This is a genomic window from Nostoc sp. DedQUE08 (assembly GCF_034530895.1).
Lineage (GTDB): Bacteria > Cyanobacteriota > Cyanobacteriia > Cyanobacteriales > Nostocaceae > Nostoc.
Window position 1 is genome coordinate 40,453 of the sequence record NZ_JAVRCD010000006.1, and the last position, 15,498, is coordinate 55,950.

The window sequence follows — 15,498 nt, forward strand, 5'->3', positions numbered from 1 at the left end:
GCTGCCAATGAGAAAGTTAGTTGTGCTAAAGCTAGATGGTGATTTGGACTTAGGTGTACAGGTGACGCTGGAAATTGGAGAAGAGGGCAAACGCCCGACTACAGAAATTACTGGCAAGCTGCCCTCCAATCTAAATATGGCAACAGCTATTGAACAGTGGCAGTCCACATATCGCAGCTTGTGGAAATTTACCCGCATCAAAGCCAAAAAAATTATTTACGATGGTTCTATCTCCCAGCGGCGTAAGGAGTGCGACACAAAAGCTAGTGAGGTGCGGGAGTATTTAAACAATTGGTTGCTATCAGAGTCTTTTCGTCCCGTGCGCGAAAAATGGCTTAAACACCTGATGCCAGAAGAGGAAGTGCGGGTGTTGATTCGCACTCATTGTTTGCAACTCAAGAAACTTCCTTGGCATTTGTGGGATTTGATAGATCGAGATTATCTCAAAGCTGAAGTTGTTCTCAGTGTTCCAGAATCAGAAACAGTAATAGGTGCATTGCAGACATCGCTTTGGAGAAATAAAATTAGAATTTTGGCAATTTTAGGCGATAGTGATGGTATTGATGTGGAGCAAGACCGCCAGTTACTAGAAAAATTACCTAATGCTGCTACAACTTTTTTAGTAGAACCTCAATATTCAGACATCGATGAAAAATTGTGGAAACAACCTTGGAATATCTTATTTTTCGCAGGTCATAGTAAGAGCGAGGGTGAAAGTAGTTGTATTTATATTAATCAGACAGATAAATTAACAATTGATAAACTCAGACATGCACTGAGAAATGCTGTTGCCAACGGTTTACAATTAGCGATTTTTAACTCCTGTGATGGATTAGGATTAGCGCGAGAACTGCAAGATTTGCAGATTCCGCAAATTATTGTCATGCGGGAACCAGTGCCAGATCGGGTAGCTCAAAAATTTTTAAAGCATTTTCTGGAGGTTTTTTCATCAGGACAATCTATATATGCTGCGGTTCGCATTGCCAGACAAAGGCTCAAAGGAATAGAAAAGGAATATCCAGGTGCAAGTTGGTTGCCAGTAATTAGCGAACATCCTGGCGTAGTGCCAATAACTTGGTTAAAGTCTCGATGGTTTTTTAATACTCGCCGTCTCGAAAGTTTGTTAATTTTGAGTTTGCTGATAACTGCTGGTGTTTTAGGAATAAGACACCAAGGAGGATTGCAAACATGGGAGTTGCTCTCATACGACCAATTAATGCGATCGCGTCCCCAAGAAAAGCAAGATTCGCGCCTTTTGATAGTCACTGTCACCGAAGACGATCTTTACCTACCAGAGCAAAAGCAAAGAAGTGGATCGCTGTCAAATCTGGCACTGACGAAACTTTTGGACAAACTAGCAAAGTTGCAACCCCGAAGTATTGGCTTGGATATTTATCGTAGCGATCCGGTACAACCTAACCAAGCTTCTTTAAGCACTCGTTGGCAAACTGATGACAATTTCTTTGCAATTTGCAAAGTTAGCGATCGCACACAAAACTATCCAGGAGTTCCATCCCCAAAAGAGGTTCCACCAGAACGCCAAGGTTTTAGTGATATTATCCCAGATTCAGACAATATTTTGCGTCGTCATTTATTGGCAATGCAACCAGCAGACCCAACCTCCCTTTGTACTGCACCCTACGCCCTTAACGCCCAACTAGCATTCCACTACTTAGAAAAAGAAGGAATTTCTGCTCAATACACCCCCCAAGGAAATTTGCAGCTAGGTAACGTTGTTTTTCAGAGGTTGGGATCGTCAAATGTCTCCAAAGCAGAATCGCACACGGGAGGCTATCAACAAGCGGATACACAGGGCTATCAAATATTGCTCAATTACCGCTCTTACCAAGGTTCTCCAATAGATATTGCTCCTCAAGTCACGCTGACAGATGTTCTTAAGGGTAAGGTCAATCCCGAACAAGTCAAAGACCGAATTGTTCTCATTGGTACCACTGCCCAAAGCTTCCGCGATTATATTCCTACTCCTTACATAACTGGACAGGGTTCTTCTGAAGAAATACCAGGGGTGATTTTGCAAGCACAAATGGTGAGTCAGTTAGTGAGTGCTGTTATGGATAAGCGACCTTCGATCTCAGTTTTGCCTGTTTGGGGTGAAGTGTTGTGGATTTGGGGTTGGTCTGTGGTTGGAGGTGCGATCGCTTTTACCGTTGTGCAGATATTTCCTTGGCGCGATCGGTCGGGAGTATATTTAGTACTGGCACAAGGAGGTGTATTTGGGGTCTTATACGTGCTTTGCTTAATTCTCTTTTATCAAGGGATTTGGGTTCCCCTAGTTCCGTCAGCTTTGGTTTTAGTCGTTACTGGCGGCACAGTGGCAATTTACCTACTTTCACAACAGCGACAACTGACTTCTACAACTTGAGGCATAAATAAAAATGAAATTATCTATGCAAAAGATTCAAACTTTCCTCGCCGTTAGTTTAACATTCCTTAGTTGTATAGATGTGCAAGCACAGCCTGCAAATTCCAACGGACAATTAAATCAATCATTAATTTTTGCGGCGCCGCCTCCACCAAAAGGCATCGGGGAACCAGGTAAGCGAACGGAAGCAGGTAGCCGTGGCTGTGGTCAGGATATCAATCAGCCACTGACTTCTTCTCAAAAGCGGCTCACAGCTTTAGTACCTGTTTATTCAAACTCAGAATTGGTGTTTGGAGAAGCGATCGCAGAGCATCCTAGTTTCTTATTTTATGTTCCTTATGCATCGGATTTTGCATCTGGAGAGTTTGTGCTAGAAGATGAAGCACAAAATCAAACTACTTACAAAACTTCTTTAACGGGGACACCAGGAGTAGTTAGTTTTCGTTTGCCCTCAAAAGCAGCACCTTTAGAGACAGGTAAGCGGTATCGTTGGTATTTCAACATTTACTGTAATAAGAATAACCAAATTATTGCTAATGTTGAAGGCTATGTAAAACGAGAGCAACTAAAACCTGCTTTAAAAACTCAATTAGAAAAAGCAACACCACGCCAGCAAATAAACCTTTATGCGGCTAATGGTATTTGGTATGAAGCGCTGAGTGCTGCTAGTGAATTGCGTCGCTCTAATTCGCAAGATACTTCTTGGACGGCGCTGTTGCAAGCTGTTGGTTTGAATGATTTTGCAACTGAACCAAGGGTGGAGTGCTGCAATTTAGAGAGTGAGTAATACCAATTCAAAATTCATGCATTCGATACAATCGCATTGTTAGTCGATACAATCGCATTGTTAGTCGATGCGATCGCATGGTTAGTCGATACAATCGCATTGTCAGTCGATACAATGGCATTGCAGAGCGATGAAAAAAAATCAGATTGCAATCTGACGAATCTGAAATTACGAATTAGGAATTGCTCTGCAAGATGCAGGCTTCAACCAAGGACTATGGGGCGTAGTGGTGGGAAGATTTGCTGTCAAGACGACTTCCCCTTTTTGGTTTAGCGCCAAATTAGTAGCTTCTATGATCGGTTCTGGTGCGGGGGTAGCTATTTTGCTGGGAACAAAGGAGCGATCGCGGTTATCACTGTTTGGATTGAGACTCACCAAATCTACCTGCACTGCATCAGTGTTAAGAGCTTCACCTGGATTAGGTGGCAAGCCGCCGCGTCCAGTGATTGTAAAACTGCTTTTAGCTAAATTTCCACCAGCTTGACAAGTCTGTGCTACTTCGGTATCAACTGGTACAGTTGGTAAATTGACTAAGCCACTGTTAGGGTCAATATCCGGCGTGTTAAGTTCTACAGTACCATTTACACCAAACTCAGAACTAGCAGTGATATCCGAAAGAGAAGTTGGGTTAGAGCGGGGTTGAATGCCATAGATACCAAAGGCTTGAATATCTACTCTTCCACCACTGCCTGTGTAAGCATTGGCAGTGATGTCACTATTTTCGTTTGGAACGGCAACGAGAAAGCCCAATGGGGCATTGATATTAATGTTGCCACCATTACCACCAGCTTGTTCTATGCCTGCGGTGGTAGAGATTTGAGCGCCACGACGCAGAAGCAGTAAATCAGTTTGTAAGTTGATGTTGCCGCCGTTACCTGATGCAGATTGGGCATTGAGTCTGCCACCGTTATCTAAGGTAACTTTAGGTGAAGTGACGATAATATCTCCAGCAGTACCCGTCAGACTTTGGGAGTTAACGAACAAGCCACTGTTAAAGTTTGAACTCTTGCCAGAAATAGTGAAAAAATCAGCAGCATTAACTTTAATTATGCCTGCATTTCCTTGTCCAAGGGTTTCGGCAGAAAGTTGAGCGCCATCTCTTAACGAAAAGGAACCAGAATCAATAGTAATGTTACCCCCATTGCCAACTGTCCCTGTTTTCACCAAGCTACGAATCCCACTGGTAAAACCGTTTTTCACCCCGGCAATATCAACAGCACTAGTAACTTTAACATTGACATTCCCTGCATCGCCCTGTCCTGCTGGCTGGGTATCAGATGTTTCACGAGTAATGGTTGTCAGTTGAGCGCCATCTTTTAGCGAGAGGGTTGCAGCTGAGATATCGATATTACCTCCTTTACCTACACCCCCAGATTCCACCGTGCTGAAGATGACAGCATTACCTGCAAGAGAAACAGCATCTCGTGTCCGCACTGTCACATTCCCTGCATTTCCAAGTCCCGAAGTTGAGGCTGCAAGTTGAGCGCCATCACTTAGAGAGAAGCAACCAGAATCGATAGTAATGTTACCCCCATTACCGACTGTCCCCTTTTGCACCAAGCTGCCAATTCCACTGATAAAAACGTTTTTCACCCCAGCAATATCAACAGCACTAGTAACTTTAACATTGACATTCCCCGCATCGCCCTGTCCTGCTGGCTGGGTATCAGATGCTTCACGAGTTAGGGTTTGCAGTTGAGCGCCATCTTTTAGCGAGAGGGTTGCAGCTGAGATATCGATATTACCTCCTTTACCTACACCCCCAGATTCCACCGTGCTGAAGATGACAGCATTACCTGCAAGAGAAACAGCATCTCGTGTCCGCACTGTCACATTCCCTGCATTTCCAAGTCCCGAAGTTAAGGCAGAAAGTTGAGCGCGATCGCTTAGAGAAAAGGAACCAGAATCGATAGTAATGTTACCCCCATTACCAACTGTTCCCGTTTGCACTTCACTAAAAATCCCACTAACAAAATCATTTTTCTTTCCAGCAATATCAACAGCGCCAGTAACATTAACATTGATATTTCCCGCATTCCCTCGTCCTGTTGGTGCTGTTGCAGATGCACCACGAGTAATGGTTAGCAATTGAGCGCCATCAATGAGTGATAGTGTTGCAGCTGAGATATCGATATTACCTCCTTTACCTACACCCCCAGATTCCACCGTGCTGAAGATGGAAGCATTATTTGCAAGAGAAACAGCATCTCGTGTCCGCACTGTCACATTCCCTGCATTTCCTTTTCCAAAAGTTGAGGCTGCAAGTTGAGCGTCATCACTTAGAGAGAAAGAACCAGAATCGATAGTAATGTTACCTCCATTACCAACTGTCCCCGTTCTCACCGAGCTACCAATCGCACTAACAAAACCGTTTTTCTTTCCAGCAATATTAACTGACCCAGTAACATTAACATTGACATCCCCTGCATCCCCCCGTCCTGCTGGCACTGTTGCAGATGCACCACGAGTAATGGTTAGCAATTGAGCGCCATCAATGAGTGATAGTGTTGCAGCTGAGATATCGATATTACCTCCTTTACCTACACCCCCAGATTCCACCGTGCTGAAGATGACAGCATTACCTGCAAGAGAAACAGCATCTCGTGTCCGCACTGTCACATTCCCTGCATTTCCAAGTCCCGAAGTTGAGGCTGCAAGTTGAGCGTCATCACTTAGAGAGAAGGAACCAGAATCGATAGTAATGTTACCTCCATTACCAACTGTCCCCGTTTGCACCAAGCTACCAATCGCACTAACAGAATCATTTTTCTCCCCAGCAATATCAACAGCACTAGTAACTTTAATATTGACATTCCCTGCATCGCCCTGTCCTGCTGGCGCTGTTGCAGATGCACCACTAGTAATAGTTTGTAGTTGAGCGCCATCTTTTAGCGAGAGGGTTGCAGCTGAGATATCGATATTACCTCCTTTACCTACACCCCCAGATTCCACCGTGCTGAAGATGACAGCATTACCTGCAAGAGAAACAGCATCTCGTGTCCGCACTGTCACATTCCCTGCATTTCCAAGTCCCGAAGTTGAGGCTGCAAGTTGAGCGTCATCAATTAGTGATAATGTTGCAGCATTGATGTCGATATTGCCACCTTTACCTATACCCCCAGATCTCACTGTGCTGAGGATAGAAGCATCTGTAAGGGAAACAGTATCTAGTGCACGTACTGTCACATTCCCCGCATTCCCAAGTCCAAGGGTTTCGGCTACAAGTGCAGCGCCATCTTGTAGCAACAAGGAACCAGACTCGATAGTAATGTTACCCCCATTACCTTTTGAACCCGAACGCACACGATTGCCGACTCCGCTCCCAGCAACTTTGATTTGCCCGGTAGCATTGAGGGTAATATCTCCAACAACAGTTTCAGGTGTTCCCAAACCTTGCCCAATACCAGCACTTAGGAAAGTTAGTCCTAAAATCTCTAGATTCCTGGCATTCACTACAATATTACCGCCACCAGCACCATCTACATATATACGTGCTTGATTTGTAAGGGATACATCTGTTCGCGCAACATTATCAGGAAATTTTAAGCTGAGATTATCACTATTTACACCCAGTGCTACAGTACCAAGTTCTGCCAACCCTCCTAACTCAACTTGCCCACCATAAGCATTTAATTCTCCTCCATCCATGCTGACATTACCACCGACCAGCAATAAACTTTTTCCAGCTGGTACTCGTAAACCAAATACATCAAAGCCTGCTGGATCTTTTCCTGCGGGTGCAACTGAGTTATTTTGAATTGCTGCATTTTGATTAATCTGATTAACCACCAATGCTGAAGGATTAATAGTCAACAACGGTGAAGGGATATTTTGATCGCTCGCGCTAAAAAATCCTCGATTTCCAAATTGCAGTGCATTGGCTGTACTCGCCACAAAGGAACCACCAACATTTAATTGAGCATTCTGACCAAAAATAATTCCGTTAGGATTTATCAAAAACAAATTAGCTGTGCCGTTAGCACCAATTAATCCCTCAATCCTAGAGACCGATCCACCCGTTACCCGACTGATAATATTTTGAATATCCACTGCATTATTAAACAAAGCAGCGCCGTTAGGAGGTACAGAAAACTCCCGAAAGCTGTGGAACAAGTTGCCACCTACTTGGGTTCCTCCTTCAATGATGCTGTTGTTCCCTTCTAATTTGACACTAGAGTTATTAGACAAAGTGCCATCCGGGATAATGTCGGCAAAAGCGGAATTTGGACTCCCAATGCTTGAACCACATATTGCAATTCCGATAAACCAACTCCAACGAATACTTATCTTGGACATTGCACCTCTTTAGGCAAACATTAATTGCTAAACTTTTGGTTATGTCACACCACTAATGTGGGTTTACGGTGGTTGCAGTCACCTCTGATAATTCTCAGTTGCGATCGCCTTAATGTTACGCAAAACTGACTAATTTGTTTACATAAATTTATACAATATAATTCATCAGTCGAAACAATCGCATTGTTAGCCAAAACAATCGAATTGCAGCTCGATGAAAAAAAAACCAGATTGCAATACAATCTGACTTATATAAAACTACAGCCAATTACCTAGCAGAACATAGGGGGCCCAAAACCTGGGACGTTTGTATTTGGGATTTTGCAACAGAGTTAGCTGGGCGCGACGGAGTACTTCAGCTTTAGTCAGATTTTTGTTGGCTAACTCTTGGTAAAATTGATTCATCAACACAGCAGTAGACTCATCATCTAAGTTCCACAAAGAAGCGATCGTACTGCGTGCGCCTGCCTGAAAAGCGACACCAGCAATTCCCAGTGCAGCTTGTTCGTCCCCAGCTGCTGTTTGACAGGCACTAAGAATGAGCAATTCAATCGCTTCGGGTCTATTTTGCTCTATTGTTCGCACTAACTCATTTAACTTTTTCACATAAATACGCTCATTCCAAGCAACAATAAATGTCTCCTCAGCCTTGGAGCTAAACTGACCATGAGTTGCAAGATGAACAATCGGGAAAGATAAAGAATTAATCCGATTTTGCAAAGTTTTGCTGGTAAATTCTTGATTTAGAAGGATGGTGCTAGGGACTTGAGAGCGGATTTCTTCTAATTCAAGTTTGACGTTGGGTAGTGCAGAAAATCCCGAACTTGCTTCACTCAATCCTGCGGCTATTGCCTTTAATTCCTTCTCCATTGGTTTGAGTTCAATCAGTTGCAAACTGGGGGTGAGTGCAATATTATATTTCTCAACTAAATACTGTTTGCCATCGTAGAGAGCTGCCATCGGAATATTCCGCAACCAGCCATCCAGCACAAACACCAAAGTAGGAGTGTTACTTTCAGCTAAAGCAGCTTCAGCAGGTTGAACGATCCATTTGTAAACCTTCTGGGATAAAGACTGAACCTGTCGCAGGGTGTGGGGTTTGGGTAAATTTTCCTGTAGTTGAGCTAAAGTAGTTTCGACTTCCTTTTTAACTACAGGAGTAGTGTAGTGCAACCAACGCTGTTGAGGCAACTCGATGATGATCTCTAGTCGATCTGGCAAAATAAATGGATAAATAATTGCTGCCGTTGGATCTTTTTTTGGATTACGAATTTGAGCATTTAAACAGTTGTTGCGAAAGAAGTTTTCTAGTTCTGCTATTTGGAGTAATTCGATTGTATTGCTGGCTTTTTGAAGATTTTCAAAGCTCAGTTTCGAGTTACCTTGAGATTGCAAAAGTAAATCAACCAACTGTCGATAAACTGGTTCAACTTCCTCTCGAAAGGAAAATTTCACCGCAGAATTGACACCAACTAAATCACTGCGGAGGGCTTGGAGATTATTAACTGCTTCTGTGTAAGCTGATACTGCTCCTTTGATATCTCCCTTAGTTTTCAGCAAACGTCCCAGTTGCCATTGCCATTGATAGCCAATATCTTTAGCATCGATATCTTGAGCGATGAGCAAGGCTTGTTGGGTGAGGTTTTGGGCATCAGACCATTGTTGAGTTTGTTCGTAAACTTGCCCTAAGACACCAATAGCATAGGATTGGGTGCGTCTATCTTGCAAACTTTTTGCTTGCTCAATAGCAGTTGCCAGTAATTGAGCAATATCCAACCATGAGGGAGTGTCTGCGGCAATTTTTTTTCGGAATTGCATTAAACTTTGGGCAAAGTTAATGCGGGCAGAAATTGCTGTACGACTCAAAGGTAAATCGTTAAGCTGAGTTTTAATTTCAGAAGACAATGTTTGAAAAGCTGACAATTGCTCAGTTTTCAGTAGTAGTCTTAGTTGATTGGCTTGAGCTTGGATGCGTGTAGTGGGTGAGGTTGCAGTTTTGATAGTTTGTTGATAGAATTCTATAGCTTTTTGCGTGTCTTGCTGTACGCGGGCTGTATTACCCAGACTGAGGAGAATATCAGCGATCGCTTCTCGATCTGGCAACGATGAAGCTAATTCTAAACTTTGCTGCAATATCTGCCGAGATGTTTCTAAATCACCAGTGACTTGGACGACATTGCCGAGACTATGCAAAGCTGCAACTTTAACAGGTGAGTTAGGTTGACTTTGGAGAATCTGGGTACTTTGCCTTAATGTCTTCTCGGCTTGACGATAAAACCCTAAAGCTTGCAAAGCTTGCGCTTGGTTAATCCGATTTTGAATAACCGCCCTTTCATCGCCTATTTTTGTATAAATCTCAGCTGAGAGTCGCCAAGTATCCAGGGCATTTTCAGCTTTGCTTTGAGCCAATTGCAGACGACCTTTGATATCTAAGACTTGAGCTAGAATTTGCGAGGAGTCTTTGGTGTCTTTAGCAGTTTGTAATAAGTTAAGACTTTGAGCGATCGCACTTTCTGCTTCTGACCACTGTCCCAATTGCTGATAAGCTAATGATAAATTGCCCAGTATCATCGCTTGTGTAAGTTCATCCCCACGGACTTTTAACGCAGAGATAGCCTGTAGCCATGTTGCAGTTGCATCATTAAATTGCTCGGCTTCATAGAATTTTCTCCCCTGTTTCACCAAGTTTTGGGCATCAGCCAAGCTTTGAACATTGGAGTTTTCCGCAGTTACATGTGCGAAAGTGGGGGGCAATAAAAGAGCGCCTAAGAACATAGCTAAAAGCAGCAGTACACTTAAAAAGCGTTTGATTATCCGTAATCTAGATTTTTTCCTTGCCATGTTTTTGCCCTCCTCGCACCGTGTCTTTACTAAAAATAGACAGTGGAAGTTGCTCAACCTCCCTGATGTTGATTTAACGCACGGCAATCGGCTGTCTTCTGCCAGGAAGAATGAGGCGTGATGGGTGCAGAATTAGTGAGAATTATATCGCCATTAGCAGCGATCGCCCAACCAGTAGCTTCTACTATGCGATGTGGTGTTGGGTTAGTGAGATTTGTGGAGACTGCTGGAGTAGAGGGTTTACCTACTTCTGAGTTGAGAGTCACCAAATCTACCTGCACTGCGTCAGCGCTGAGGGCTTCACCCGGATTAGGTGGTAAACCGCCGCGTCCAGTGATTGTAAAACGGCTCTTAGCTAAAGTTCCACCTGCGGAACAAGTCTGTGCTACTTGAGTATCAACTGGTACGGTCGGTAAATTAACTAAGCTACTGTTGGGATCGATACCGGGTGTATTGAGTTCGACAGTGCCGTTTACACCAAACTCAGAACTAGCGGTGATATCACTAAAGAGAGTTGGGTTAGAGCGGGGTTGAATCCCATAGATACCAAAGGCTTGAATATCTACTCTACCACCTGTACCTGTGTAAGCATTAGCAGTGATGTCGCTATTTTCGCTTGGGACGGCGACAATGAAGCCCGACGGGGCATTGATGGTAATGTTGCCACCATTACCACCAGCTTGTGCTGTACCTGCGGTAGTGGAAATTTGAGCGCCGCGGCGCAGAAGCAGTAAATCAGTTTGTAAGTTGATGTCGCCACCGTTACCCGATGCAGATTGGGCGTTAAGTGTAGCACTGTTATCTAAGGTAACTCTAGGTGAGGTGACGATAATATCTCCAGCAGTACCCGTTGGACTTTGGGAGTTAACGAACAAGCCACTATTAAAGCTTGAACTCTTGCCAGAAATGGTGAAAAAATCAGCAGCATTAACTTTAATTGTGCCTGCATTCCCAAGTCCCGAAGTTGAGGCAGTTAGTTGAGCGCCGTCTCGTAATGAGAAGTCACCAGAATCGATAGTAATGTTACCTCCATTGCCAACTGTCCCCGTTTCCACACTGCTGCGAATCGCACTAAAAAAACCATTTTTCTCCCCAGCAATATCAACAGTACCTGTAACATTAACATTGACATTCCCCGCATTCCCCCGTCCTGCTGGCTGGGTATTAGATGCTCCACGAGTAGCGGTTGCCAGTTGAGCGCCATCAATTAGTGATAGTCTTGCAGCATTAATGTCGATATTACCTCCCTGACCTACACCCCCTGCTGCTACTGTACTAAGGATAGAAGCATTACTAGCCACTGAAACAGCATCAAGTGCCCGCACTGTCACATTCCCTCCATTCCCAAGTCCCGAAGTTGAAGCAGTTAGTTGAGCGCCGTCTCGTAATGAGAAAGAAGCAGCATTGATGTCGATATTACCTCCCTGACCTACACCCCCTGCTGACACCGTACTGAGGATAGAAGCATCTGCGAGGGAAGCAGCATTGAGTGCCCGCACTGTCACATTCCCCCCATTCCCAAGTCCCGAAGTTGAGGCAGTTAGTTGAGCGCCGTCTCGTAATGAGAAGTCACCAGAATCGATAGTAATGTTACCTCCATTGCCAACTGTCCCCGTTTCCACACTGCTGCGAATCGCACTAAAAAAACCATTTTTCTCCCCAGCAATATCAACAGTACCTGTAACATTAACATTGACATTCCCAGCATTCCCCCGTCCTGCTGGCTGTGTATTAGTAGATGCTTCACGAGTAGCAGTTTGCAGTTGAGCGCCATCTTTTAGCGAGAGGGTTGCAGCGGAGATATCGATATTACCTCCCTGACCTACACCCCCTGCTGACACCGTACTGAGGATAGAAGCATCTACAAGGTCAATAGCATCAAGTGCCCGCACTGTCACATTTCCCGCATTCCCAAGTCCCGAAGTTGAGGCAGTTAGTTGAGCGCCGTCTCGTAATGAAAAGTCACCAGAATCGATAGTAATGTTACCTCCATTGCCAACTGTCCCAGTTTCCATACTGCTGAAAATTGCACTTTTAAAACCATTTTTCTCCCCAGCAATATCAACAGCGTCAGTAACATTAACATTGACATTCCCCGCATCCCCCCGTCCTGCTGGCTGGATATTAAATGCTCTACGAGTAACGGTTGCCAGTTGAGCGCCATCAATTAGTGATAGTCTTGCAGCATTAATGTCGATATTACCTCCCTGACCTACACCCCCTGCTGCTACTGTACTAAGGATAGAAGCATTACTAGCCACTGAAACAGCATCAAGTGCCCGTACTGTCACATTTCCCCCATTCCCAAGTCCCGAAGTTGAGGCAGTTAGTTGAGCGCCGTCTCGTAATGAGAAGTCACCAGAATCGATAGTAATGTTACCTCCATTGCCAACTGTCCCCGTTTCCACACTGCTGCGAATCGCACTAAAAAAACCATTTTTCTCCCCAGCAATATCAACAGTACCTGTAACATTAACATTGACATTCCCCGCATTCCCCCGTCCTGCTGGCTGGGTATTAGATGCTCCACGAGTAGCGGTTGCCAGTTGAGCGCCATCAATTAGTGATAGTCTTGCAGCATTAATGTCGATATTACCTCCCTGACCTACACCCCCTGCTGCTACTGTACTAAGGATAGAAGCATTACTAGCCACTGAAACAGCATCAAGTGCCCGTACTGTCACATTTCCCCCATTCCCAAGTCCCGAAGTTGAGGCAGTTAGTTGAGCGCCGTCTCGTAATGAGAAGTCACCAGAATCGATAGTAATGTTACCTCCATTGCCAACTGTCCCCGTTTCCACACTGCTGCGAATCGCACTAAAAAAACCATTTTTCTCCCCAGCAATATCAACAGTACCTGTAACATTAACATTGACATTCCCAGCATTCCCCCGTCCTGCTGGCTGTGTATTAGTAGATGCTTCACGAGTAGCAGTTTGCAGTTGAGCGCCATCTTTTAGCGAGAGGGTTGCAGCGGAGATATCGATATTACCTCCCTGACCTACACCCCCTGCTGACACCGTACTGAGGATAGAAGCATCTACAAGGTCAATAGCATCAAGTGCCCGCACTGTCACATTTCCCGCATTCCCAAGTCCCGAAGTTGAGGCAGTTAGTTGAGCGCCGTCTCGTAATGAAAAGTCACCAGAATCGATAGTAATGTTACCTCCATTGCCAACTGTCCCAGTTTCCATACTGCTGAAAATTGCACTTTTAAAACCATTTTTCTCCCCAGCAATATCAACAGCGTCAGTAACATTAACATTGACATTCCCCGCGTCCCCCTGTCCTGCTGGCTGGGTATTAGATGCTCTACGAGTAACGGTTGCCAGTTGAGCGCCATCAATTAGTGATAGTTTTGCAGCATTAATGTCGATATTGCCACCCTTACCTACACCTCCTGCTTCTACTGTACTGAAGATGCCAGCATCTGCAAGGTCAACAGCATCAAGTGTCCGCACTGTCACATTCCCTGCATTTCCAAGTCCCGAAGTTGAGGCAATAAGTTGAGCGCCATCAATTAGTGACACTTTTGCAGCATTAATGTCGATATTACCTCCCTTACCTACACCTCCTGCTTCCACTGTGCTGAAGATGTAAGTATTACTAGCGGCTGTAAAAGCATTAAGTGTCCGCACTGTCACATTCCCTGCATTCCCAAGTCCCGAAGTTGAGGCAGTAAGTACAGCGCGATCGCTTAACAAGAAGGAACCAGAATCGATAGTAATGTTACCTCCATTGCCAACTGTCCCCGTTTCCACACTGCTGCGAATCGCACTAAAAAAACCATTTTTCTCCCCAGCAATATCAACAGTACCTGTAACATTAACATTGACATTCCCCGCATCCCCTCGTCCTGCTGGTTGGGTATTAAATGCAGCACGAGTAATGGTTACTAGTTGACTGCCATCAATTAGTGATAGTGTTGCAGCATTGATGTCGATATTACCTCCCTTACCTACGCCCCCTGCTTCCACTGTGCTGAGGATGCCAGCATCTGCAAGGTCAACAGCATCGAGTGCCCCCACTGTCACATTCCCTGCATTCCCTTGTCCAAAGGTTGAGACTTCGAGTTGAGCGCCATCGCGTAATGAGAAAGAACTAGAATCAATAGTAATGTTACCCCCATTACCAACTGTCCCCAAACGCACAAGATTCTGAACACTACTCCCGCCAGCAACTTTGATTTCTCCGGTAGCATTAAGCGTGATATCTCCTGCAACTGTTTCAGATGTCCCTAAACCTTGCCCAATACCACCGCTTAAAATACTTCCTCCTAAAATCTCTAGATTCTTGGAATTCACTGCAATATTACCGCCACCAGCACCTTCTACATATATCGCAGCTTGGTTAGTAAGGGATACCGAAGCTCGCGCAACATCCGCAGGAAATATCAAGCTGAGATTACTGCCGTCTACACCCAGCGTTACACTACCAGGTTCGCCCAATCCTCCTAACTCAACTCGTCCACCAAAAGCATTTAATCGTCCCCTATCCATGCTGACATTACCACCCATCAGCAGTAAACTTTTTCCATCTGGCACTCGTAAACCTAATGCATCAAAGCCTGCTGGATCTTTTCCTGCGGGTGCAACTGAATTATTTTGAATTGCTGCGTTTTGATTAATCTGATTAAATAGCAATGCTGAAGGATTAATAGTCAACAATGGTGAAGGGATATTTTTCTCAGTTGCGCTAAAAAATCCGACATTTCCAAATTGCAGTGCATTCGCTGTACTCGCAACAAAAGAACCACCAATATTTAATTGAGCATTCTGACCAAATACAATTCCATTGGGATTAATTAGAAACAGGTTAGCTGTACCATTAGCCCGAATCAACCCATCAATATTAGAAGCCGATCCACCCGTTACCCGACTGATAATATTTTGAATATCCGCAGCATTATTAAATATTGCAGTGCCGCCAGTGAGGACAGAAAATTCCCCAAAACTGTGGAATAAGTTGCTTCCAGCTTGGGTTCCCCCTTCAATGGTACTGATGTTATTTTGTGTTGTAACTCTCGAATTATTGGGTAGAGTGCTATCGGGGGTAATTTGGGCAAAAGCGCAATTAAAAGGGAAAGCGAATGTCTGCAATACACCTTCGCCGATCGCACTACCCATCACCAACCAACTTCCCAGTGCGAATTTCCAGCACCAATGCTGCCTACATCGCGTCATTTTAAACA

At 44.5% G+C, this 15,498-nt stretch carries 5 protein-coding genes; 2 read left to right on the forward strand and 3 right to left on the reverse strand.

Features of this window, described 5'->3' with window-relative positions; genetic code table 11:
* Positions 1-7: 7 nt before the first annotated feature.
* Both RMY64_RS05785 and RMY64_RS05790 read left to right on the forward strand, forming a co-directional pair.
* Entirely contained in the window at positions 8-2,383 is a 2,376-nt protein-coding gene (locus tag RMY64_RS05785) for a CHASE2 domain-containing protein (protein WP_322699550.1), read from the forward strand.
* Positions 2,384-2,408: 25 nt separating this feature from the next.
* The gene (locus RMY64_RS05790) at positions 2,409-3,170 is read left to right on the forward strand and encodes a DUF928 domain-containing protein (RefSeq protein WP_322670112.1); all 762 of its coding nucleotides are present in this window, start codon (positions 2,409-2,411) and stop codon (positions 3,168-3,170) included.
* Between the two features lie 168 nt (positions 3,171-3,338).
* On the opposite strand, the gene RMY64_RS05795 is transcribed toward RMY64_RS05790, so the two are convergent.
* The 3 genes from RMY64_RS05795 to RMY64_RS05805 form a co-directional block, all read right to left on the reverse strand.
* Positions 3,339-7,466 carry a filamentous hemagglutinin N-terminal domain-containing protein gene (locus RMY64_RS05795; RefSeq protein ID WP_322699551.1) on the reverse strand — a complete coding sequence of 1,376 codons (4,128 nt, stop codon included), beginning with the start codon at positions 7,464-7,466 and terminating at the stop codon, positions 3,339-3,341.
* Positions 7,467-7,724: 258 nt separating this feature from the next.
* Entirely contained in the window at positions 7,725-10,307 is a 2,583-nt protein-coding gene (locus RMY64_RS05800; protein ID WP_322699552.1) for a CHAT domain-containing protein, read from the reverse strand.
* Between the two features lie 53 nt (positions 10,308-10,360).
* A complete protein-coding gene (locus RMY64_RS05805; protein ID WP_322699553.1) occupies positions 10,361-15,490 on the reverse strand; it encodes a filamentous hemagglutinin N-terminal domain-containing protein in 5,130 nt (1,709 codons plus the stop codon).
* Positions 15,491-15,498: the final 8 nt, after the last annotated feature.

What these genes read in the sequence shown, in the direction of transcription:
- RMY64_RS05800 (WP_322699552.1), bottom strand. Translation starts at nt 10,307, where the DNA reads ATGGCAAGGAAAAAATCTAGATTACGGATAATCAAACGCTTTTTAAGT.
- RMY64_RS05805 (WP_322699553.1), bottom strand. Translation starts at nt 15,490, where the DNA reads ATGACGCGATGTAGGCAGCATTGGTGCTGGAAATTCGCACTGGGAAGT.
- RMY64_RS05790 (WP_322670112.1), top strand. Translation starts at nt 2,409, where the DNA reads ATGCAAAAGATTCAAACTTTCCTCGCCGTTAGTTTAACATTCCTTAGT.
- RMY64_RS05785 (WP_322699550.1), top strand. Translation starts at nt 8, where the DNA reads ATGAGAAAGTTAGTTGTGCTAAAGCTAGATGGTGATTTGGACTTAGGT.
- RMY64_RS05795 (WP_322699551.1), bottom strand. Translation starts at nt 7,466, where the DNA reads ATGTCCAAGATAAGTATTCGTTGGAGTTGGTTTATCGGAATTGCAATA.